The organism is Cupriavidus sp. UME77 (assembly GCF_014170355.1).
Lineage (GTDB): Bacteria > Pseudomonadota > Gammaproteobacteria > Burkholderiales > Burkholderiaceae > Cupriavidus > Cupriavidus basilensis.
On sequence record NZ_LZZU01000080.1, the window covers coordinates 45,750 to 67,585 of the forward strand.

Annotated in this window: 23 protein-coding genes and 2 tRNA genes; 14 read left to right on the forward strand and 11 right to left on the reverse strand. The window is 65.5% G+C overall.

Features of this window, described 5'->3' with window-relative positions:
- Window positions 1–10 precede the first annotated feature (10 nt).
- The gene (locus A9975_RS30950) at window positions 11–925 is read right to left on the reverse strand and encodes a PP2C family serine/threonine-protein phosphatase (protein WP_150986277.1); all 915 of its coding nucleotides are present in this window, start codon (window positions 923–925) and stop codon (window positions 11–13) included.
- A gap of 172 nt (window positions 926–1,097) precedes the next feature.
- The gene (locus A9975_RS30955) at window positions 1,098–2,150 is read right to left on the reverse strand and encodes a serine/threonine-protein kinase (RefSeq protein ID WP_183036078.1); all 1,053 of its coding nucleotides are present in this window, start codon (window positions 2,148–2,150) and stop codon (window positions 1,098–1,100) included.
- A 179-nt stretch (window positions 2,151–2,329) separates the two neighbouring features.
- On the opposite strand from A9975_RS30955, the gene A9975_RS30960 reads away from it, so the two are divergent.
- From A9975_RS30960 to A9975_RS30975, 4 genes are all read left to right on the forward strand, one after another.
- Window positions 2,330–3,271, forward strand: a complete 942-nt coding sequence (locus A9975_RS30960) for a YicC/YloC family endoribonuclease (RefSeq protein ID WP_150986275.1) — start codon at window positions 2,330–2,332, stop codon at window positions 3,269–3,271.
- Between the two features lie 5 nt (window positions 3,272–3,276).
- On the forward strand, window positions 3,277–3,930 hold the full coding sequence (gene gmk, locus A9975_RS30965) for a guanylate kinase (RefSeq protein ID WP_043344606.1): 654 nt from the start codon (window positions 3,277–3,279) through the stop codon (window positions 3,928–3,930).
- Between the two features lie 84 nt (window positions 3,931–4,014).
- Entirely contained in the window at window positions 4,015–4,218 is a 204-nt protein-coding gene (gene rpoZ / locus A9975_RS30970) for a DNA-directed RNA polymerase subunit omega (protein ID WP_006162413.1), read from the forward strand.
- A 257-nt stretch (window positions 4,219–4,475) separates the two neighbouring features.
- Window positions 4,476–6,893 carry a bifunctional (p)ppGpp synthetase/guanosine-3',5'-bis(diphosphate) 3'-pyrophosphohydrolase gene (locus A9975_RS30975; protein WP_183036132.1) on the forward strand — a complete coding sequence of 806 codons (2,418 nt, stop codon included), beginning with the start codon at window positions 4,476–4,478 and terminating at the stop codon, window positions 6,891–6,893.
- Between the two features lie 44 nt (window positions 6,894–6,937).
- On the opposite strand, the gene greB is transcribed toward A9975_RS30975, so the two are convergent.
- Window positions 6,938–7,534, reverse strand: a complete 597-nt coding sequence (greB, locus tag A9975_RS30980; RefSeq protein ID WP_183036079.1) for a transcription elongation factor GreB — start codon at window positions 7,532–7,534, stop codon at window positions 6,938–6,940.
- A gap of 123 nt (window positions 7,535–7,657) precedes the next feature.
- Here greB and A9975_RS30985 point away from each other — a divergent pair.
- The 5 genes from A9975_RS30985 to A9975_RS31005 all read left to right on the forward strand — a co-directional run bounded on the left by A9975_RS30985 (window position 7,658) and on the right by A9975_RS31005 (window position 9,910).
- Window positions 7,658–7,734: transfer RNA gene (locus tag A9975_RS30985), tRNA-Arg, on the forward strand.
- A 382-nt stretch (window positions 7,735–8,116) separates the two neighbouring features.
- Window positions 8,117–8,866 (forward strand): DUF1266 domain-containing protein, encoded by a 750-nt coding sequence (locus tag A9975_RS30990; RefSeq protein ID WP_370565866.1) that lies wholly within the window; start codon window positions 8,117–8,119, stop codon window positions 8,864–8,866.
- A gap of 113 nt (window positions 8,867–8,979) precedes the next feature.
- Window positions 8,980–9,261, forward strand: a complete 282-nt coding sequence (locus A9975_RS30995) for a hypothetical protein (protein ID WP_174427993.1) — start codon at window positions 8,980–8,982, stop codon at window positions 9,259–9,261.
- A 246-nt stretch (window positions 9,262–9,507) separates the two neighbouring features.
- Complete coding sequence (locus A9975_RS31000) at window positions 9,508–9,747, forward strand: hypothetical protein (protein WP_183036081.1); 240 nt, start codon at window positions 9,508–9,510, stop codon at window positions 9,745–9,747.
- 87 nt (window positions 9,748–9,834) lie between these two features.
- Window positions 9,835–9,910 (forward strand) — tRNA-Met (locus tag A9975_RS31005).
- A gap of 129 nt (window positions 9,911–10,039) precedes the next feature.
- Here the strand turns inward: A9975_RS31005 and A9975_RS31010 are convergent.
- Together A9975_RS31010 and A9975_RS31015 are read right to left on the reverse strand one after the other, a co-directional pair.
- On the reverse strand, window positions 10,040–10,468 hold the full coding sequence (locus tag A9975_RS31010; RefSeq protein ID WP_183036082.1) for a hypothetical protein: 429 nt from the start codon (window positions 10,466–10,468) through the stop codon (window positions 10,040–10,042).
- 123 nt (window positions 10,469–10,591) lie between these two features.
- Complete coding sequence (locus tag A9975_RS31015) at window positions 10,592–10,879, reverse strand: hypothetical protein (RefSeq protein WP_183036083.1); 288 nt, start codon at window positions 10,877–10,879, stop codon at window positions 10,592–10,594.
- Window positions 10,880–11,119: 240 nt separating this feature from the next.
- Between A9975_RS31015 and A9975_RS31020 the strand changes: the two genes are divergently transcribed.
- Window positions 11,120–11,803, forward strand: coding sequence for a Fe2+-dependent dioxygenase (locus tag A9975_RS31020; protein ID WP_183036084.1), 684 nt, complete (start codon window positions 11,120–11,122; stop codon window positions 11,801–11,803).
- 158 nt (window positions 11,804–11,961) lie between these two features.
- On the opposite strand, the gene A9975_RS31025 is transcribed toward A9975_RS31020, so the two are convergent.
- On the reverse strand, window positions 11,962–12,264 hold the full coding sequence (locus A9975_RS31025) for a hypothetical protein (protein ID WP_082054800.1): 303 nt from the start codon (window positions 12,262–12,264) through the stop codon (window positions 11,962–11,964).
- Window positions 12,265–12,552: 288 nt separating this feature from the next.
- Between A9975_RS31025 and A9975_RS31030 the strand changes: the two genes are divergently transcribed.
- Both A9975_RS31030 and lpxO read left to right on the forward strand, forming a co-directional pair.
- Window positions 12,553–12,864 (forward strand): hypothetical protein, encoded by a 312-nt coding sequence (locus A9975_RS31030; protein WP_183036085.1) that lies wholly within the window; start codon window positions 12,553–12,555, stop codon window positions 12,862–12,864.
- Between the two features lie 197 nt (window positions 12,865–13,061).
- Entirely contained in the window at window positions 13,062–13,964 is a 903-nt protein-coding gene (lpxO, locus tag A9975_RS31035) for a lipid A hydroxylase LpxO (RefSeq protein WP_183036086.1), read from the forward strand.
- Between the two features lie 90 nt (window positions 13,965–14,054).
- Here the strand turns inward: lpxO and A9975_RS31040 are convergent, their stop codons facing one another.
- The 3 genes from A9975_RS31040 to A9975_RS31050 all read right to left on the reverse strand — a co-directional run bounded on the left by A9975_RS31040 (window position 14,055) and on the right by A9975_RS31050 (window position 17,755).
- Entirely contained in the window at window positions 14,055–15,530 is a 1,476-nt protein-coding gene (locus A9975_RS31040) for a GGDEF domain-containing protein (protein WP_183036133.1), read from the reverse strand.
- A 206-nt stretch (window positions 15,531–15,736) separates the two neighbouring features.
- A complete protein-coding gene (locus A9975_RS31045) occupies window positions 15,737–16,138 on the reverse strand; it encodes a hypothetical protein (protein ID WP_183036087.1) in 402 nt (133 codons plus the stop codon).
- Between the two features lie 174 nt (window positions 16,139–16,312).
- Entirely contained in the window at window positions 16,313–17,755 is a 1,443-nt protein-coding gene (locus A9975_RS31050) for a PLP-dependent aminotransferase family protein (protein WP_183036088.1), read from the reverse strand.
- 174 nt (window positions 17,756–17,929) lie between these two features.
- Here A9975_RS31050 and A9975_RS31055 point away from each other — a divergent pair, with 174 nt between their 5' ends.
- A complete protein-coding gene (locus A9975_RS31055) occupies window positions 17,930–18,295 on the forward strand; it encodes a hypothetical protein (RefSeq protein ID WP_183036089.1) in 366 nt (121 codons plus the stop codon).
- A gap of 77 nt (window positions 18,296–18,372) precedes the next feature.
- Here the strand turns inward: A9975_RS31055 and A9975_RS31060 are convergent, their stop codons facing one another.
- Window positions 18,373–18,678, reverse strand: a complete 306-nt coding sequence (locus A9975_RS31060; RefSeq protein WP_150986262.1) for a single-stranded DNA-binding protein — start codon at window positions 18,676–18,678, stop codon at window positions 18,373–18,375.
- A gap of 187 nt (window positions 18,679–18,865) precedes the next feature.
- On the opposite strand from A9975_RS31060, the gene A9975_RS31065 reads away from it, so the two are divergent.
- Window positions 18,866–20,488: an NAD(P)/FAD-dependent oxidoreductase gene (locus A9975_RS31065; protein WP_183036090.1), complete on the forward strand. Its 1,623-nt coding sequence runs from the start codon at window positions 18,866–18,868 to the stop codon at window positions 20,486–20,488.
- 16 nt (window positions 20,489–20,504) lie between these two features.
- On the opposite strand, the gene A9975_RS31070 is transcribed toward A9975_RS31065, so the two are convergent.
- Window positions 20,505–21,773, reverse strand: a complete 1,269-nt coding sequence (locus A9975_RS31070; protein WP_183036091.1) for a TIGR03862 family flavoprotein — start codon at window positions 21,771–21,773, stop codon at window positions 20,505–20,507.
- Between the last annotated feature and the right edge of the window lie 63 nt (window positions 21,774–21,836).

A 21,836-nucleotide genomic window follows, 5' to 3' on the forward strand; every position in this document is an offset into this window, starting at 1 on the left:
TAGCCTGGGCTCAGCGCATGAAATTGCTGGTCTTGTCGATCGCCGCGCGGATCTCGGCGATGGAGCGCTCGATCTCCTCTTCGGAGAGCAGGTCGGTATCGCCGCCGTTGTTCTCGAGGATCGAGGTGGTGAACGTGTTGAGCGGCAGGGTTTCGGTGGCGACCGAGTCCTCGTTGGACAGGTGGGCGTCGAGTTCCCACATCATGGCGATGGCTGTGGTGTTGTCGGCGCCGTCGCCGGCGTTGTGCAGCGCCTGCTCGATCAGGTCCGGGATGGCATGCACCACGGACAAGTTGGTGACCTTCTCGACCAGCAGTTGCTCCTCGATGCTGCCCCACAGCCCGTCGGAGCACAGCAGCGCCACGTCGCCCGGCTCCAGCCGCAGCGGGCCGCCGATATCGATCAGCGGCAGGTTGGGCGAGCCCAGGCAGTTGTAGAGCTTGTTGCGCTCGGGGTGGTTGGCCACGTCAATCGGCAGCACGCGCTCCTGCTGCAGCAGGTTCTCGATCTTGGAGTGGTCGCGCGTGCGGGTCAGCAGGTTGCCTTTGCGTACCAGGTAGAGGCGCGAGTCGCCGGCGTGGGCCCAGTGGATCTGGCCGTTCTGGACCAGGCAGCAGACCACGGTGGTACGCGGGACGTCGGCCAGCTGGTTGGCTTCAGCGTAGCGATGAATTTCCCGGTGGGCCAGCATGATCGTGTCCTGCAGGAAATCGGCAGGATTGCGGATCGAGGGCCGGGCCTGGGCCTGGAACTGGCGTGCCAGGGTCTGCAGGGCTTGCTGCGCGGCGACTTCGCCCAGCGCGTGGCCGCCCAGGCCATCGGCCAGCACCATCAGCAGGGCATCGCGCGTGAAGCAATAGCCCATGCGGTCCTGGTTGATGCGGCGGCCGCCTTTTCTGCTTTCCTGGTAGACGGAGAATCGCATGGTGGCTGTAAGAGTCAGTTCTTGAGAGACGGCGGCGTCATCTGCGCGCTGCACCGGCACAGCGTGCGGGCGGGCCGCGAGGCGACGGTTCTCATCATAGTTGTTATCGATAGCAGAGGGGGCGGAGGGAGAGGGGGCTGCGCACGGCGCGGGGACGGCGCCATTTAGTGCGTTATTCGCCGCTCGCGCCGGCCTCCTTGGCCTGGGTTGCCGCGGCCGGCTCCTCGCGTTTGCGCAGCAGCGTCAGGAACCGGCTTGCCAGGGGGCGCTCGGTGGCGGCCGCGGCTGCGGGCGCGGCCGCCTGCTCGCCTAGTGCATTGGTTTGTTCGCGCAACTCCTTCTGCAGCCGGAACACGCTCTGCGGCCGCTCGGAAGGAGGCAGGCGCAGGCACCATTCGACCAGGTCCACCAGGCCGTCGGTATAGCTGGCGCGCAGCCGCGTGATGGAGTCCGCCATGCGGTCGTCCTTCTCGCGCTGGTTGGCCTCCTGGGGCGGCATGCCGGCCATGCAGGCGTAGAGCGTGGCGCCAAGGCTGTAGATGTCGGTCCACGGGCCCAGCTCGGAATGCTTGCCGTACAGCTCCGGCGCGGCAAAGCCCGGCGTGTACATGGGCTGAAAGCGCGCCGCTTCCATGGTCAGGATCTGGCGGGCGGCACCAAAATCGAGCAGGATGGGCGATTCGTCTTCGCGCAGGTAGATGTTGCCGGGCTTGATGTCCAGGTGCAGCAGCTTATGGATATGCACTTCGCGCAGGCCGCTCATCAGGTCATGGAAGACCTTGCGGATGAAGTGTTCGCGCAGCACCTTGGCGCGGCCTTGCTGGCGCGCTTGCAGGATGTGTTCCTGCAGCGTTTTGCCCAGCTCGTAGTTCATCACCATGTAGACGGTGGAATTCTCGCGGAAGAAATTCACCACGCGCACCACGCTGGGATGCGAAATCTTCGCCAGCGAGCGGCCTTCCTCGAAGAAGTACTTGAGCCCCAGCCGGAACGACGCCGCGCTTTCCTCGGGCACCACGGGGATCAGCTCGCCCGGTTGGCGGCGTGCCAGCGACGACGGCAGGTACTCCTTGATCGCGACAGGCGAGCCGGTCTCGTCGGTGGCCAGGTAGACGAAACTGAACCCCCCGCTGGCCAACTTCTTTACAATACGATAGTTGGACAGCAGCGTGCCGATGGGCAGCGGTGCGCTCTTCGGAGGTGATGCGCCCTTTGGCTCTGTCATAGGATTCGGGACCTTGAATGCCTCCGGATTGTCCTGACTAATCGAAGACTTGTAAAGAACACAATAGCGGCCATTTTGGCCTCTCTTTTCGGCGTTCAACCAGCGCGGTTGCGGGGCTGCCGGCTCCCCGGGGCTGTTTGAACCCATGCGGCCAGTTGGCCATTTCGCGAGACTATTCAATGATCCACAGCATGACAGGCTACGGCCTGGCGACGCGCCAGGCGCCGCTGACGGACGCGCAAGGCGCGCCCACCGGCAGGACCGCATCCGTATCGGTGGAGTTCCGCACAGTCAATTCGCGATTCCTCGACCTGTTTTTCCGGGCTCCCGAAGAATGCCGCGCCTTCGAGCCTGCGCTGCGGGAAATGCTCATGGCGAAGCTGTCGCGCGGCAAGCTGGAATGCCGCATCAACCTGCAGCGCGCCGATGCCGGCGCTGGCGGCACCACGCTGGCGCTCAACGATGCCTTGCTGGCGCAGATCCGCTCGATCGAGGCCACGGTAGCAGCCACCTTCACGCAAGCCGGCTCGCTGCGCATGGGCGAGATCCTGCGCTGGCCCGGCGTGCTGGTGGAACCCGAGTTGTCGCAGGACGCCCTGCGCGAGGCCGTGACGGGCGCGGCCAAGGAAGCGCTGGGCCAGTTGCTCGAAGCGCGCCGCCGCGAGGGCGACGCGCTCAAGGCCACGCTGGACGAGCGCATCGAAGCCATGCTGGCCATCGTCGAGCGCCTCACGCCCACCATCCCGCAACTGATCGCCCATCACCAGGACAAGCTGACCGAGCGCCTGCAGGAGGCCTTCAACCTGGTGGCGCCCGGCGGCATGCCCTCGATGAGCCGGGACGAAATCGGCGAGCGCATCCGCCAGGAAGCCACGGTCTACGGCATTCGCATCGATATCGCCGAAGAGCTGTCGCGCCTGCAGGCCCACCTGAACGAAACCCGACATATCCTCAAGAAGGGTGGGCAGGTTGGCAAGCGGCTCGATTTCATGATGCAGGAGCTCAACCGCGAAGCGAACACGCTGGGCTCCAAATCAGCGGCCAAGGAACTGGCCGATGCCGCCATGGAACTCAAACTGCTGATCGAGCAGATGCGAGAACAGATTCAGAACCTAGAGTAATCATCATGAGTGAAACCTCGTCCCACGTCGCCATCGACACCGCCTACCCCGGCAACCTGTTCATGGTGGTGGCGCCTTCCGGCGCCGGCAAGTCCACCCTGGTCAACGCGCTGCTGGCGCAGGACCAGGCCATTCGCCTGTCCATCTCGCACACCACCCGCGCGCCGCGTCCCGGCGAGCAGGATGGCCGCGAATACCACTTCACCACCGTGGACGCGTTCCGCGCGGCGCGCGATCGCGGCGAATTCCTCGAGTGGGCGGAAGTGCACGGCAACTACTACGCCACCTCGCGGGTGTGGATCGAGCAACAGATGGCCCAGGGCAACGATGTGCTGCTGGAAATCGACTGGCAGGGCGCGCAGCAGGTGCACCAGCGTTTTTCCAACGCCATGGAGATCTTCATCCTGCCGCCGTCGCTGCAAGCGCTTGAAGAGCGCCTGAACAAGCGCGGCCAGGACGAGCCGAACGTGATCGTGCGCCGCCTGCTGGCAGCCGGCAGCGAGATGGCCCACGCGTCCGAGTCGGACTATGTCATCATCAACGAGGTTTTCGAGCAGGCGCTCGAACAGCTTCGCAGCGTCATCCGCGCTACCCGTCTGCGGTTTTCGTCGCAAAAGGCGCGTCACGCCGACCTCTTCATCGAGCTCGGTATTCATTGATCCGGAGCGCGGCGGGAACGTTTCTTGCCGCGTGCTGTAAAATAGCCGGCATCGCATAAGGTTTTGTCCCGAGGTGGATTACATATGGCGCGTATTACCGTCGAAGATTGTCTGAAACACATCCCGAATCGCTTCGAGCTCGCGCTCGCGGCAACGTACCGGGCCCGTCAGCTGGTGCAGGGTCACACTCCCAAGGTCGAGGCCAAGGACAAGCCCACGGTCGTGGCGCTGCGCGAGATCGCCTCGGGCCAGATCGGCATCGAGATGCTCAAGAAGGTACCGACCTGATTTTCGGGCGGCGGTGGCCAGTCCTAGCAACGCGTACCTTTGCATTGAGACTCTGCTAACGTACCTGTTCGCGTACTTGCTTAACCAGCCAGATTACAGAAGCCGCCCACATGTCTTCCTCCCAGCCTTCCTCCCCTGTCGCGACGGCCAGCCCAACGGCCACGCCGGCGCGATCGCGCGGAGAAGCCACTGGTGACGCGAGTGGCGATGCAGTGCCACCCGTTCAGCGCAAGCGCGCCGTGCCTGGTCAGTCGACCGTGACGGCGCGTACCGGCGCTCCCAATCTTCCCGATCCGCTTGGCAACGACGTTGTTGGCGAGCGTGCCGCTGCCCCAGCAATGGGTGCGGGCAAGGCACGAGCCGCCCAGGCCGCCGCCGAAAGTGAGCTGAGCGAGGCGCAGCAGGGCGCCGCGCCGGGCGATGCGCTCTTCATCGACGCGGTGCTGGCGCAGTCCTATCGTCACTTCTTCGGGCCGACCTCGCAACCCGCAGTGCCCCCGCGCCAGCAGGTGATCTCGATCACCCGGCTGATGGAGAAGCTCGCCTATCTCAAGCCGGCGGACCAGGCGCACGTGCGCGAAGCCTTCCAGTTCTCGGACGAGGCTCACCTTGGCCAGTATCGCCAGAGCGGCGAGCCCTACATCACGCATCCGGTAGCGGTGGCGGAACTGTGCGCCGACTGGAAGCTGGATGTCCAATCCATCATGGCGGCGTTGCTGCACGATGTGATGGAAGACCAGGGCATCACCAAGAGCGAGCTGGCGGAGAAATTCGGCCCCAAGGTGTCCGAGCTGGTCGATGGCCTGACCAAGCTGGACAAGCTCGAATTCCAGAGCCGCGAGCAGGCGCAGGCAGAGAGCTTTCGCAAGATGCTGCTGGCGATGGCGCGCGATGTGCGGGTGATCCTGGTCAAGCTGGCCGACCGCACCCACAACATGCGCACGCTCGATTTCGTGCCGCCGGAAAAGCGGCGCCGGATCGCGCTCGAGACCATGGAGATCTACGCGCCGATCGCGCATCGGCTCGGTCTCAACACCACGTACCGCGAACTGCAGGAACTGTCCTTCAAGGTTGGTTCGCCGTTCCGCTACGCCACGCTGGAAAAAGCGGTCAAGGCCGCGCGCGGCAACCGGCGCGAGGTGGTCAAGCGCATCCTCGAAACGGCGCAGAAGGCGCTGGGCGACGCCGGCATCGTGGCGGAGCTGTCGGGGCGTGAAAAGACGCTCTACAGCATCTACCGCAAGATGCACGACAAGCAGTTGTCGTTCTCGCAGGTGCTCGATGTGTATGGTTTCCGCGTGGTCGTGGAAACCCAGATGCACACCTATATGGCGATGGGCGCGCTGCACGGGCTGTACAAGCCCATGCCGGGCAAGTTCAAGGACTACATCGCCATTCCCAAGATCAACGGCTACCAGTCTTTGCATACCACGCTGGTGGGCCCGTTCGGCACGCCGGTGGAGTTCCAGATCCGCACCCGCGACATGCACCAGATCGCGGAAGCCGGCGTGGCCGCGCACTGGATGTACAAGCATCAGGCCGACCAGGCTAACGATATCCAGCAGCAGGCGCACCAGTGGCTGCAGTCGCTGCTCGATATCCAGAGCCAGACTGGTGATTCGCAGGAATTCCTGGAGCACGTCAAGATCGACCTGTTCCCGGATGCGGTCTATGTGTTCACGCCCAAAGGGCATATCCGCGCGCTGCCGCGCGGCGCCACCGCGCTCGATTTTGCCTATGCCGTGCACAGCGACCTCGGCAACCAGTGCGTGGCGGTCAAGATCAACAACGAGCTGCTGCCGCTGCGCACGGAGCTCAAGAGCGGCGATATCGTCGAGGTGGTGACGGCGCCGTACTCCAAGCCCAATCCGGCATGGCTGGCGTTCGTTCGTACCGGCAAGGCGCGCGCGGCCATCCGCCACTATCTCAAGACCACCCGGCTCGACGAAGCCATCCAGCTTGGCGAACGCCTGCTGGAGCAGTCGGCGCGCCAGCTCGGCATCGAGCTCAAGGCGCTGCCGCAGTCGGTGTGGGACCGCATGGTGCAGTGGACCGGCAACAAGCACAAGGAAGACATCTTCGCCGACCTGGCGCTGGGGCGGCGCGTGCCGGCCGTGGTGGCCAAGCGTATGGAGATCCTGCTGCAGGAGCTTTCCGGCGATGTCGACAGCGCGCTGCTGGCGGCCGTGCAGACTTTCGCTGGCGAAGAAGCCCCCGCTGTGCCGATCACCGGCGATGAAGGCATGTCGATGATCTTCTCGTCATGCTGCCGGCCGATTCCCGGCGATTCCATCGTCGGCTACCTGGGCAAGGGCGAGGGTTTGCAGATTCACGTCCAGGATTGCAAGATTGCCAAGCGCCTGCACAGCAAGGATCCGGAGCACTGGATCGACGTGATGTGGGCGAAGAAGACCACGCGTTCCTTCGATGTGTCGATCAAGGTGATGGTGCGCAACGTCAAGGGCATCGTCGCCCGCGTGGCGGCCGACCTGACTTCGGCCGACGCCAACGTCGCGCACGTGGCGATGGAGCAGCAGGAGGGCGGCCATCAGGAAGCCACCTACATGCAGTTCATCATCCAGGTGCAGAACCGCCTGCATCTTGCCAACGTGATGCGGGCGCTGCGGCGCAACCCCGACGTCATCCGCATCTTCCGCGACCGCAACGACGGCTGACGCGGTCTTCCCGCACGCAAGCACTGAGCCCGGCCGAGCCGGGCTCAGTGCTTTTCCGGCTGCGCGGCGGCGATCGGTTCCGCCTGCCTGCCGGGATAGCTGACTTTCAGGATATCGATCTGCTCCACCCCGGCCGGCGTGCGCAGCGGGACCGTATCGCCTTCGCGCGCCTTGAGCAGTGCGCGCGCGATCGGCGAGATCCAGCTCACGTGGTTGCTGTCGAGGTCCACTTCGTCGGTGCCGACAATCGTCACCGTGGTCTCCTCGCCAGCCTGGTCGGCATAGGTGACGGTGGCGCCGAAAAAGATCTGGTCGTTGTCGCCCTGCAGGGACGGGTCCACCACCTCGGCCTTCTCCAGGCGCTTGGTCAGGAAGCGGATGCGGCGGTCGATCTCGCGCAGGCGCTTCTTGCCGTAGTGATAATCGCCGTTCTCGGAACGATCGCCGTTGGATGCGGCCCACGAAACGATCTGGACCACCTCCGGGCGAGCCGTGTCGATCAGGTGCATCAGTTCATCGCGCAAGCGCTGGTAGCCTTGCGCCGAGATGTAGTTCTTGGTGCCGGGGGGCAGCGGGGTAGCGCCTTCAGGAAGGTCGTCATCCTCGTCGCCAGGTGACTCTTTGACAAATGCCTTGTTCATGATCCGATCACATCTGCGGGGCTGTCATTATAGGAAGCGGCGGCCTGCCGGAGGGGAAAGCAAAAAAAGTGGGGCGAGGGGGTTCCCAAATTTCAAAAGTACGTTATAATTTCTTTCTCGAGTGCGGCTGTAGCTCAGTTGGATAGAGTACTTGGCTACGAACCAAGGGGTCGTGGGTTCGAATCCTGCCAGCCGCACCACTCATTGCAAAAAGAGCTTCCAGAAATGGAAGCTCTTTTTTCATTTTGGCTTCTGCCATCGCTCTCGGTTCCTGCCCTGGCCATTCTACGGCGTTCCGCCGTGGGTAGACGGTAATCGCGGTAATCGCGGTAATCGCCGCGATTACCGCGATTGAGACTTGTCTCATCGTGCGCCGAGCTTCCTCTCGCTAATCTCTATTCCGGTGCGCATCCTCGCGCGTTCATAACCGGATCGCTCTCTTGCTGCTGCTTCCCGCTCTGCCGGGCCGAGCGATCGCGCTTTCCTCTGGAGCGTCTTGCGATGCGATCGTTGCCGTGGTTCATCAGTGCCGCCGTGCTCGCCGTTGTGGCCAGTGCCGCATGCCGTTGGCGTAAACCGGACGTGCCGCCAGCGGCTGAGTACGGGCCGGGCTTGCAAGACCGCGTCTGTAGCCAGGCGATCGAGGGCAAGGCTGCGACGGCCATCGGCGAGCGCACGTGCAGTTTGCTGGTGGGGTTCTTGCACGATGCGCGGCCGACCCTGAACGTCAGCACTCTTGCCACCGGTGTGGATCCGCACACGCAGGCGGGCGTGCTGGCTGCCGACTGGCATATCCGTACGGCCGGCGAGGCGCGGGGCACGCTGGCGTGGCTGCTGGAGGAGGGGCACCGCGCGCTGTATCCGCAGGTCTGCCGGATCTTGTTCTCGGTGCCGCGCTCGGCGCGCGAGCGTGAGATCGTGCTGCTCAATGATCGCTTCGATCCGGTGCGCCTTGCCCATTGCATTGACAATCTCGAACGCGCCATGCCGGACCTGCGCGCGAGTCGCCTGCTCGGCTCGCGGGTCGATCTTGCGCGTGGCGTGCTGGCCTGGGACATGAGCCGGGCGATACATGTCGCACGGGCCGCCTACGACTGTGGCATGCAAACCGAGGCGCAGGCCTGGGCCGTGATCGAGCAGGCTGCGTCGCAGGTCTTCGCGCAGATGGCGTCCTGGCAGGAGGTTGCGGTGAGCTACCTGCTGGGCCGCGCAATGTGGGCCGGGCCTGGCGCCGGTTTGCAGCGGCAGCTGGCATTTGTCCGGCACTGCCTCGACGATTCGAATAGTCCCATGCGCGGGGTGCGCTATCACGCTGCGCGCCATGGTGTATAGGCGCGCGCCGTCTTGCGGGGCCGGCGCTGGCGGCATAGGCTGGTTCAGGAGCGTGTTGGGGCGGGCGCCAAGCGCTATCCTTATTGCTTGCGGCAAGAGCCATGGGGGATCCAATGAGCAATGCGGACTGGCGGGTGGAGGCGTATCGGGGCATGGACGTCTATGTCCTCGTATCGAAGCCGGGTGACGGCGGCGTCCCGGCTTTGGGCAAGGTTGCCCAGTGGGGATATGAGGTGCGCGTCTGCCAGGAGGGTGCGGATCCCTCCGATGCCGGCGACATCGAGCGCTTGTCGGGTGACGGCGCGCAGTTTGCTACCCGGCACGCTGCCGAGGTCGCTGCGTTCGCCGCGGCCTACCAGCTTGTGGATAAGCTCGTGGGCCCGGTGACGGACTAGCGGGCATATCGTCGTTGCCGTGCGGGAGATGCGGGAGTGCGGGAGTGCGCTGTTGTGCGTGCTGCGGCGTGCCGGCGAAGGCGCCGCTTTGGAGGTTGTTGCGAAATGCGAAACGTCGCATATCACGCTGTGATATGTCTTCTTCGTCCATCTTTGATCGTGATCACGGCGTCGAATATCCTGCGGATCTACTCTGAAACTGAAGCGCATAGCCTGTCTGGTGCGCGCGCAGCAAGGAGATGCATCATGTTGGAGTTCAACGGCTACAAGATCCTCTATGAGGTCCAGTCCCTGCCCAAGGGCAAATGGGCAATCGTCATCGAGATCATGCGCACACGGGATGGTGCGCTGATCGCCAAACGCCACAACCCGTTTCCGCACCAGTCCTTCGATACCAAGCTCGAAGCGCTGGACCAGGTGAACCGTTACCTGAAAGACATGCTGGAGCAGAACGATGGCGAGGCCCGCGCGGCGCGGCGCGCTTGATGGCGCGCCCGATGGCAGGTTTTTCACGATGACGTCACAAAGCGATTGCAATGCGCGGCGGGATCCACCATAATCCGGCCTCTCGGACGCGGGGTGGAGCAGTTGGCAGCTCGTCGGGCTCATAACCCGAAGGTCGCAGGTTCAAGTCCTGCCCCCGCAACCAAAGACCTTTTCTGGTCTCCGAAGCTAGTCTCCGGGCCGTCCTGGCCAAGTTTTGCAAATTCCCAAAGATACGAAACCCGAGCGTTGCGCGCGACCGGTTTGCATTGCGTGCGCCATGGGTTCGCGCCGATCAGTGCCGCCCGCGGCCGCCTGCGCTGCGGCCGCCTCGCGCGCCTCCCGTACCGCCCCAGCCGCCGCCACGGTAGTAGCCGTGCGCCATGCCGGAGTGATAGTGATAGCCGCCGTAGTATCGCGGCCCGCCCGCGTGGTAGCCGGGGCCGCGATAGTAGCCATAGGCGCGATAGCCGTGATAGCCGCCGTAACCGTAGTAGAAGGCCGGCCCGTAGAACCCGCCATAGTAGGGCAGCGCGTAGTCGTACCCATATCCGTAGGCGTAAGTGCCAGGGGGATAGGCTACGCCGCCTTCGTAGAACCCGTAGGGATCGTAGGGGTTGTAGGGGTTGTAGCTGTCATACGGGTCGTAGTAAGGGTAGCCGGCGCATGCACCCACGCACAGCACTGTCACTGCCAACAACAAGCGGAGCAAGGCGCGGTGCATGGGGTTTCGGGTTCGCCAACGGATCGCGCCCGGCGGGCGCCGGGCGATAACAATTAGAGGCTCTGATCCGCCGAGAGGTTCAGTGTCGCGCTGGTTTGCGCCCGCACAGCGCCTGCCAGGGATTCAGGCGGGCGCCCGGGCTAGTTCGGCCGCCCGCGAAAACGTGTCTCGCACTTGCGGCTGGCCTTCACGCGCCGCTGCCTCGGACCGGGCCGTCAAGCGCTCGATCAGCACGCTCAGGTTATTGCCCTGCGGGGCGGTCTTGCTCGCGCCGCACTGATCGACGGCCTCTCGCACTACCTGTCCGAGTTCCTCGTTGACATCCGCGCCATCGAAGGCGCTGATCGACAGGGCGGAAATCTGCTCGAGGTAGAGGTTGACCAACGCTTCGTCGTGTACCGGTTCGGGCATCTCCGTCTCCTTGGCAATATGGACTGGGTGCAATCCATTGTAGTAGGCCGCATGCCCGACGCATGTCGGCACAAGGCCTACAGGGCGCCTCTCCCGTGCAGGCCTTGCGTCAGGTCAAGGCCGGCGGATACTGATAATGATTCCCATTTGTATGATAAGTGGCTTTCTCTTACAATCGGCGCTCGTCCGGGGGCACGGCAAGGTGCCCGGGCCAACCGTCTTTCCGAGGTAATTGAAATCATGATGCTGCAGATCCCGGATGTGCTGACAAAGGCGCAGGTTGCCCAATGCCGCGCGTGGATGGACGCAACGGAGTGGACCGACGGCAACGCCACTTCCGGGCATCAGTCGGCATTGGCCAAGCGCAACCTCCAGCTGCCTGAAGGCTCTCCGGTAGCGCGCCAGGTAGGCGACCTGATCCAGGATGCGCTGGGCGCCAATCCGCTCTTTATCTCGGCCGCGCTGCCGCTCAAGGTCTATCCGCCCTTGTTCAACCGCTACGAGGGCGGGCACGCGTTCGACAACCATATCGACAACGCGATCCGCCACCTGCGCGGCACCAACTTCCGCGTGCGCAGCGACCTCTCGGCAACGCTGTTCCTGACGGAGCCGGAAGACTACGACGGCGGCGAGCTGGTGGTGGAGGATACCTACGGGCAGCAACGCGTGAAGCTGCCAGCGGGGCATATGGTGCTGTACCCGGCCACCAGCCTGCACCACGTCAGCCCGGTTACGCGCGGCGCGCGCGTATCGTCATTCTTCTGGATTCAAAGCATGGTGCGCGACGAGGGCCAGCGCTCGGTACTGTTTGAACTCGACACGCAGATCCAGCGGGTCGGCCAGGCTCTGGGGCACAAGGACGCGGCCGTGGTGGGGCTGACCGGCGTGTATCACAACCTGCTGCGGCGCTGGGCCGACGCCTGAGCGGCGGCGTGGGAAATGAGGGAACGGGGGAGGGAGCGAAGCGGAGGAGGGGATGCTTCGGCTTGATGCTTTGGTTGATGCTTTGGCTTGATGCATCGGTTTGATACTCGCGAATCGCCGGCATCGGCCAGCCATTCGCGATGCATGGTGCAACGAGGCTAACGGCGATCCCGGTGCTGCGGCGGTAACGGGACCATGGCTACGCGTCGTCGCGCGGGCTTGAGCGCGCGCTGCATTGGCCAGAAAACGTATTGGGTATGCGGATCCATCGGCTTGCCGAAGTAGGACACCCACACCTGCACGCCCTGTTCGGTTTCTGCAACGATGGCAGCCACTGCGCGGGCTGCGACTGCGGGAGATTTGAGCAAGGTGGCCAGCGCTTCGACACCTTGGACCACGTGGTGCTTGACACCACTGAACCATGCGTATTGACGCATGGCTGACAACAAACGCTCGGTCATGAACTCTGGTGTTTGGTTGGAAGTAAAGATCAGACCGGAGCTTACACGCTTTGTTCAGTGCTGATTGATGGGACCTGTCTATCGCTTACCCTGAGTCATCGGATGTCCCTTTCCTTTCCCTGTCCCTGTCCCTGTCCATGTCCCTGCGGCGGGTGCCGGGCCCGGTGCCTGTTGTCATTGCGTCAATGCGCTAGTGCGGGTCGGCCACCACATTGACAAGGCAAGGGCCGAGGATTAGCGTCATCAACAGGACCATCCGACCCTTGAAGGCTTCCTGGGAGCTTGCCGATGACCGAAGACATGCTGCTGCAACTGATGGTGGAAGTCGAGAAGGAAGACCCCATCGACTATGCCGACCTGCCCTTCGACGACGCTACGCTGCGCGCGCTGGTGTGCCGCCTGGTGGCGCAGCGCTCCAGCGCCATGGAGACGGCCGGCATGCCGGTGGACGCGTTGCTGGCGACCATGTGGGCTTCCACCGCCAAGCTGGTGCTGGAGAATATGGTACTCAACGCGCGCTTGCTGACGCTGCAGGGGATGCCGGGCGACGCCAACGCGCTGATCGAGCGCATCGCCCGGCAATCCCGCGGCACGCCCTGAGGCGAGGCCCTCCGGCCACTTGGGCCACTTGGCCCGCTTGCGCCGCCGATCCTGAGCGATGGATCGGCGTGTGGCGTATCGCTATCATCCAGCAGGGCGCGTCCCATTTCGATACACTACGGGTTTTCGCCCCCGACACCGTCGCGTTGCTACGCGTATGCAACTGCGCGCGGTACTGCTGATAGGGAGGATTTCGGGTGATCAAGTGGATAATCGTCGCGGCGTACCTGGGAGCGATCCTGTACGTGCATTTCCGCGGCAAGGTGAGGCTGCGCATCTGGCGCCAGTTGCTCGACCATTCGGCCCTGGTGGCCCCGGTCAACTGCTTCATGTACATATTTTCCGGCGTGCCGCGCACGCCCTACATCCCAGTCGAGCGTTTTCCCGAGCTGGAGAAGATCCGCGCTGCGTGGCCGGAGATTCGAGACGAAGGCCTGGCCCTGGCAGCCATGCGCAAGATCAAGGCCGCCGACAAGAACAACGATGCCGGTTTCAACTCATTCTTCAAGTACGGCTGGAAGCGTTTCTACCTGAAATGGTATGAAGCCCGCCATCCGTCGGCCGAGGTCCTGTGCCCGCGCACGGTGGAGCTGCTGCGCAGCCTGCCGAGCGTGAAGGCGGCGATGTTCGCCGAGCTGCCGCCGGGCGGCAAGCTGAACCCGCACCGTGACCCGTTCGCGGGTTCGCTGCGCTATCACCTGGGACTGGCCACGCCAAACGACGACCGCTGCTTTATCGAGGTCGACGGCGAGCGCCATAGCTGGCGTGACGGCGAGGGCGTGGTGTTCGACGAGACCTACCTGCACTGGGCGGAGAACAAGAGCGACAGCAACCGGCTGATCCTGTTCTGCGACATCGAGCGTCCGATGCGTTTCGGCTGGGCCGGCAAGATCAACCGCTGGCTGGGCCGCAAGGTCATGACCGCGGCGAGCTCGCCCAACGAAGAGTCCGACCAGACCGGCATGATCAACCGCCTGTTCCGCTTTGTCTGGATTTGCGGCCAGTATCGCCGGCGTTTCAAGGCGTGGAGCCGGCCGGCCTACTACGTGGTCAAGTTTGGCCTGATCGCCGCCGGCGTGGCGCTGATCGTGTACCTGTAACGCTCGAAAGCGCGAAAGCTGAAAAGCATGAATGCGCAAGAAGAAAGGGCCGGCTGATGCCGGCCCTTTCTTTTGCCCATCGGCGATGGCCTATCGGCGCCGCCGCTCGCGCTCGTCATCGAGCGCCTCGTAGTGGGCGCGCTTGGCCTGGTACATGCGGGCGTCGGCCAGCTTGACGGCGTCGCTCAGGCGGTCCGTTGCGCTGCAGCTTGCGGTGCCGATCGACAGGCTGAGCGCGGTGCCCGGATAGAACTGGTTGTTGAGCTCCACCACCTGGTGGATCTGCTCGACCACCGTGGCCGCGCCGCGTTCGTCGCGCGCCGGCAGCAGCACCATGAACTCGTCGCCCCCGACCCGCGCCACGCAGGCCTGGTCGCCCACGGCCTTTTTCAGCGCCTCGCCGGTGCGGCGCAGGAGCGCATCGCCGTCACCGTGGCCGAGCTGGTCGTTGACCTGCTTCAGGCCGTTCAGGTCGACCGCGATCACGCTGACCGGCCACGGGCCCTTGCGGCCCAGCCGCGCGAGTTCGTCTTCGTAGTAGGCGCGGTTGTAGAGCTTGGTCAGCACGTCGTGCTTGCCGAGGAATTCGACATAGGCCTCGGCCTTCTTGCGCGCGGTGATGTCGGTCAGCGACACCAGCACCTGGTCCCATTCCGCCTCGCGGCCGGGGAACACCGACCACTGCATGAACACGTCCACGGCCCGGCCATCCAGCGCGTAGTTGATGACTTCGCGCTGCTGCCAGAGTTTCTCGTTCCAGAGGTCGATCAGCTGCTCGGCGAACTGGATGCGCATATTGTCGCGGAACACGTCGCCCAGGCGCGAGAGCAGCTCTTCCTTGGTCGACGCGCTGAACATCAGCAGGGTTTGCTGGTTGACGTCGAGCACGCGGATCTCCTGCATGCAGCGCGAAATGAAATCCGGATGCACGTTGAGGAAGGTGCGGAAATCCGAGATGCCCGCGCCGCGGACTTCATCGAGCAGCACCTTGACCGCGCTGAAATCCTCGACCCACAGCGAGACCGGCGAATGCTCGAACAGGCCCAGCGCGTATTGCTCGCTGCGGCGCAGCTCGCGTTCGGTGGCCACGCGCGCTGTGATGTCCTCGATCGACAGAAGCACGCGTTCCCAGGTGGCCTCATGGCCGGGCATGACGGTGGCATCCAGGCGGATGTCCAGCCGCTTGCCTTCCAGCGTGTAGTTGACGGTCTGGCTTGAAAAGCGCAATCCGCCGTCCCACAGCTGGCCGAGTTCCTCGACGTGCTGGTCGAACATTTCGTCGCGAAAGACGGTGTCGAGGTTATTGACGAGGTCGGCGAGGTCGGCGGCGCGGAAGAGGTCCAGCGTGCGCTGGTTCACGTCCAGCACGCGGATCCGTGCCGAGCAATGCGCGACTTCCTCGGGATTGGCGCGCAGGTGGCTGCGCAGGTCGGTCACGCCCTGCGCGCGCAAGGCCTGGAAGTGCTCGCGCACGGCGCTGAAGTCTTCCAGCCATAGCGAAACTGGCGCCAGCTGGAACAAGGCCTTGTACTCGTTGTCGCTCCGCGACGTTTCGGTCGTTGCTATCAATGCGTCTTTTCCCAATCCCGATCCCCATCCCAATCCCGTTCGGCGCGGGCCAGCGCTGGCACGCGTGTGGCACGGCTGGCGTTGCGCCGCCTCGGATCTGCCGGGGCCGCCGCCATGCTCGCTACGAGCGATAGCATAGGGCAGCAGGGGAGGGAATGGGTAGTGTGTGGCGTAAAAACCCACACATGGCGCCCGCCGGCGCGTCAGCCCTGGCGGGACAGCTCGGCGATGCGCGCGGGAGCGTACCGGTGCTGCGTGTTCTCTTGCTCGGCGATCAATTGCAGCGTGGCCGCCTGCAGTAGCGATCCGGCGGTCAGGTGCGAGGCCAGGGTGCGCAGTTCATCGAGCTTGCCACTGGCAGCGGAGTTGGCATGAGTCATCTCAGTCAATGTCTGGACAGGAACCCGGCCGATGGTATCGGCAAGCCAGGGGGGCCTGCTTTGTCCCTGGTCATGCTCCGTGCGCGCGGCGTTGTCTTTTGCGTCCTGGCCAGCCCGGGCATCGGCGCGGGCCGGGCGATGCGCCGGGTCGGCGCGGCGGGCGGTGCAAAGGCGCAGGGCGGAGCCCGCGGTCTCGAGGGCGGGCGGAAGGGAGGGGTGCGGCATCTGGTTCTCCTTGGGAGCGCGGCCTGCCGGTTTCGGCAATGTTCGCAAGGATGCCGGGCCGGTCCGGCGCCGCCTAGCGCGCTGCGATGAACGGCACGATGCCAGGAGCGAATGGTGGCGCGAAGCGACGGATGTGGCGCGCCATGCCCGTCGCCTGCCATCCGCCATCGGCTGCTACGGCTTGTCCGCCAGGCGCGCCACCACCGCGGCGAGCGTGCGCAACGCGCGCTCGATCTCCAGCGTGAACGGCGTGCCGCAATTGAGCCGCAGGAAATGGTCGAAGCGGTTGGAGTTGGAGAACATCACCCCGGGCACGACCCGGATGCCGGCCGCCATGGCCTGGTCGAACACGGCCTCGGACGGGACCGATCCCGGCAGCTCGACCCACAGGTGCAGGCCGCCGTTCGGGTTGGAGGCACGCGTGCCGGCGGGAAATTCGGCGGCAATCGCCTGCGCCACCTGCGCGCGCTGGCCGCGCAATTGCTCGCGCAGGCGCCGCAGGTGCCGCTCGAACGCGCCGGAACCCATGAACTCGGCCGCCGCCATCTGCGCCAGCAACTCGTTGGGCCGCGACTGGCTGTACTTGAGCATTTCCACGCGTGCCTGCCACTTGCCCGCGGCGATCCATCCCAGCCGCATGCCGGGAGCAAGGATCTTGTGCAGCGAGGCGCAATGGATCACGCCGCCGCTGCGGTCCCAGGCCTTGAGGGCGGCCAGCGGCGCGTCCCCGTCCGCCAGGGCGGAGAAGCAATCGTCCTCGATCAGCGCGATGGCGCGCGCATCGCACCAGGCCACCAGCTGCGCCTTGTTGGCATCCGGCATGATGCTGCCCAGCGGATTCTGCAGGTTCGGCACCACCACCACCGCGCGGATGTTGTCGTAGGTCTGCGCCGCCAGTTCCAGCGCATCGAGCGAGATGCCGGTCTGCGGGCTGCTGGGAATCTCCAGCGCGCGCATGCCCAGGCTCTCCAGTATCTGCAGCAGGCCGTAGTAGGTGGGCGACTCCACGGCAATCACGTCGCCGGGCTGTGCCACCGCGCGCAGGGCGAGGTTGAGCGCCTCGGTGCAGCCGTGGGTCACCAGGATCTCTTCCGGCGCAACCGTGACGCGCGAGAGCAGCGCGTTGCGCGCCAGCACGGCGCGAAAGGCTGGATGGCCGCCGGAATCGGCCGCGCTGCCGAACACCTGCGGGTGCAGGCGCAGCGCGCGCGCCGCCGCACTGCGCAGGCCCTGCGCCGGATACAGCGCGGGCGCGGCGCAGGCGCCGGCAAAGTTCACCGCGACCGGTTGCTGGCGCCCGCGCGCGGTGATGGCGGAGATGCGCTCATGGATGCCCACATATTGGGCGGGGTCCGGCAGCGTGGCGGCAGGCTCTTCGATCGGCGCCAGCGGCTTGTGCCGGCGGTGCCGCACGAAGTAGCCCGAGCGCGGCCTGGCCTCGAGCAGGCCATCGCTTTCCATCTGCCGGCAGGCTTGCAGCGCGGTCGACACGCTCACTCCGTGCAGCTCCATCAGCGTGCGCACGGAGGGCACGCGGTCCCCCGGCTTCAAAACGCCCGTCTCAATGGCGTGCAGGTAGTGCTGGGCAATCTGGCGGTAGAGGGGGGCGGATTCCATGCGGCATGGTGGCGCGGCGGCGGCCGGCGCAACAGATACAGATCGGGGTCTTCTGTATCGTAACAGATGCTCTGTTATGCCTCTGTTACGGTTCACAAGCCACGGGCGTGTGCCTGTTTTGGTCCGGCCCGCATGGGTAGTCTGGAATCCTGTCAAAGCCAGGGAGCCGGCATCATGCAAAGCTATCGTTCAGACCCGATCATCCCCACTGTCCAGCCCGTGCAGCCCACGCCAGCCATGCCGGCTGGCGCCGAGCCGCAAGCGCAGGCAATCGACCTCGAAAGCAGCCGCGTGCTGCGTTTCCATGCCATGGCCGGCACCACCCTGTGCGTGCTGGAAGGCGAAATCGAACTCACCGAGGCGCCGCGCTGGCTGGCCGGCGCCGTGTGGCGGCAGCCGCGCCGTCTGCCTGCCGGCAGCGTGGTGGCGCTGTCGCCCGGCTGGGTGGAAGTGCTGGCCCGGCAGGCGGCCACGCTGCGATTGCAGGCGCCGGCGGCCGGGCCGTGGTGGACTCGCTGGCTGCGGCTGGCGCAGGCATGAATAGCGGGAGCGCAACGAAGGGGATGAGCCGGCGAAGGCCTGGCGCGCACTTGGCCGGGACGGCCGCCCTGGGGCGGTCAGTCCTGCTGGCCGTGCGCGCTCAGCATGGCATGGGCCACCAGGTCCAGGGCGGGCCGCGTGTCGCCGTTCTTGTCGGTCCAGACCTTGGGCGTGAGGCTGCCTGACAGCGCGACCGATTCGCCGTCCTCCAGCGCCAGCAGCCCTGCGCGCACCTTGTCGGCAAACGCGATCACATTGACGATGACGGTGTCGCCATCGTTGATCGCTGCCTTGAGCTTGGCGGTCACGTACTGGCTGCCGCCCTGGCCGGAACGTTCGCTGGCGTGGCCGTGGAGCCGGCCGCTGACTAGTGCATCGATCATCTTTCTTCCTTGCTGGTTATCTTGCCGGGGTGCGGAAGATCTCACAATTTCGCACGCTCGTGGCAGAGAATGCGGACCCTGGCGCTAAAAACGATAAAATTGCGGTCCGGCCAGCCCGACGCTCAACCAGAGTGCAGTCCGCGCCCCTTCCGGCGCCGACCCACCGGCCGCAGAATTCCAGGTTCCCATGCTACGTCTAAGTGAAGTCAAACTCCCGCTCGACCACGCCGAGAGCGATCTCAAGGCCGTGGTCCTCGCCCGCCTCGCCGAGCTCGGCGTCAAGGCCGATGGCCTGACCGGGTTCACCGTGTACCGCCGCGCGCACGATGCCCGCAAGCGCTCCGATATCAAGCTCACCTACATCCTCGATATCGCGGTGAAGGACGAAGCCGCGGCGATCCAGCGCATGGCCGGCAAGCCGAACTGGAGCGTGACGCCGGACATGGCCTACCGGTTCGTCGCCCAGGCGAGCGCATCGGGCACCTCGCTGCGCCCGGTGGTGATCGGCATGGGCCCGTGCGGTTTGCTCGCCGGCCTGATCCTGGCGCAGATGGGCTTCAAGCCCATCATCCTGGAGCGCGGCAAGGAAGTGCGCGAGCGCACCAAGGACACCTTCGGCCTGTGGCGCAAGAGCGTGCTGAACCCCGAGTCGAACGTGCAGTTCGGCGAGGGCGGGGCGGGCACGTTCTCCGACGGCAAGCTCTACAGCCAGATCAAGGACCCGAAGCACTACGGCCGCAAGGTGCTCGACGAGTTCGTCAAGGCCGGCGCGCCGGAGGACATCCTCTACCTCGCGCGCCCGCACATCGGCACCTTCCGCCTGGTCAGCATGGTGGAGAAGATGCGCGCCGAGATTTTCGCGCTGGGTGGCGAGGTCCGCTTCGAGACCCGCGTCGAGGACGTGGATATCGAGGGCGGCAAGATGCGCGGCCTAAAGCTGTCCAACGGCGAGTACCTGCAGGCCGACCACGTTATCCTGGCGGTGGGCCACAGCGCGCGCGACACCTTCGAGATGCTGCATGAGCGTGGCGTGTTCATGGAGGCCAAGCCGTTCTCGCTGGGTTTTCGCATCGAGCATCCGCAGGGCATGATCAACAGCAGCCGCTTTGGCAAGTTCGCCGGCAACAAGCTGCTGGGCGCGGCGGACTACAAGGTGGTGCACCACGCCAGCAACGGGCGCGCGGTCTACAGCTTCTGCATGTGCCCGGGCGGCACGGTGGTGGCCGCGGCCTCGGAGCCGGGCCGCGTGGTGACCAACGGCATGAGCCAGTACATCCGCGCCGAGCGTAATGCCAATGCCGGCATCGTGGTGGGCATCACGCCGGAGGATTTCCCCGGCGGCCCGCTGGCCGGCATCGCCTTCCAGCGCCATTGGGAAGAGCGCGCCTTCGAACTTGGCGGGCGCAACTACAACGCGCCGGCGCAGTTGGTGGGCGACTTCATCGCGCGCCGGCCGTCCACGGCGATGGGCGCGGTCGAGCCCTCCTACAAGCCGGGTGTCACGCCGACGGACCTGTCCACCGCGCTGCCCGACTACATCATCGAAGCCATCCGCGAAGCGCTGCCGGAACTGGACAAGAAGATCGCCGGCTTTGCCATGCATGACGCGGTGCTGACCGGCGTGGAAACGCGCACGTCGTCGCCGCTGCGCATCCGCCGCAAGGACAACTACCAGAGCATGAACGTGGAAGGGCTGTACCCGGCCGGCGAAGGCGCCGGCTATGCGGGCGGCATTTACTCCGCGGCCATCGATGGCATCGAAGTGGCCGAGGCCGTGGCGTTGAGCATCGTCAACGGCAAGGCGGCCTGAGCGAGCCCAGGCTGGCTTAGCGCCCGGCAGCCCCGGCCGCTTCCAGCCAGGCCGAGGCGCCCAGCCCGGCCGCGCGCCCGCTGGCAAAGCAGGCGGTCAGCAGGTAGCCGCCGGTGGGCGCTTCCCAGTCCAGCATCTCGCCGGCGCAGAACACGCCCGGCACGGCGCGCAGCATCAATTGCGCGTCCATCGCCTCGAACGCGACGCCGCCGGCGCTGCTGATCACTTCATCGATCGGGCGCGCGCGCAGCAAGCGCACGGGCAGCGCCTTGAGCGCCGCCGCCAGCCGCGCGGGGTCGGCAAATTCTTCCTTTGACAAGCACTCGCGCAGCAATCCGGCCTTGACGCCGGTGATGCCCAGCTTGCTCTGCAGGTGGCTCGATAGCGAGCGCGCGCCGCGCGGGCGCTGCACCGCTTCGGCCACGCGTTCGGCCGGCAGGCCCGGCGCAAGGTCGAGATGGATCGTGGCCTCTTCCGTGGCCTCGAGCAGGTCGCGCATTGGCGCGCTCAGCGCATAGACCAGGCTCCCCTCGATGCCGCCGGCCGTGATGACGAACTCGCCCTGGCGATAGTGCTCCACGCCATCGCGATCGCGCAGCCCGATGGCCACGGCCTTCAGCGGGTGGCCAGCGAAACGCGTGCGGAAGTGTTCGCTCCAGGCTACGTCGAAGCCGCAGTTGGCGGGGCGCAAAGGGGCGATGTCCACGCCGCGCGCGGCCAGCAGCGGCACCCATGCGCCGTCGGAACCCAGGCGTGCCCAACTGCCGCCGCCAAGCGCCAGCACCGTGGCATCGGGCCGGACCAGCTGCTCGCCATCCGGCGTGGCAAAGCGCAGCTGGCCCGATGCATCGTCCCAGCCCAGCCAGCGATGGCGCATATGGAACCGCACGCCGGCCTCGCGCAGGCGGTGCAGCCACGCACGCAGCATCGGCGCGGCTTTCATGTCGGTGGGGAAGACGCGGCCCGAGCTGCCGACGAAGGTCTCGATGCCCAGGCCGTGCACCCAGCCGCGCAGCGCTTGCGGATCGAAGCCCGCCAGCAGCGGCGCGATTTGCGCGCTGCGCTTGCCATAGCGCCCGAGGAAGGGCTGCGCCGCTTCGGAATGCGTGAGGTTCATGCCGCCGCGCCCGGCCATCAGGAACTTCCGGCCAACCGAGGGCATGGCGTCATACACGTCCACGCGAAAGCCGCGCGCGGCCAGCACCTCCGCCGCCATCAGGCCCGCGGGGCCGCCGCCGATCACGGCGATGCTGGCGGCAGGGAGGGAGGCGGTGGGTGCAGACATGGGTTGGATCCGGGGCAAGGCGGTCGATCGCGCAAAGGGGCGCAAGGCAGGGTGCGGCGGATC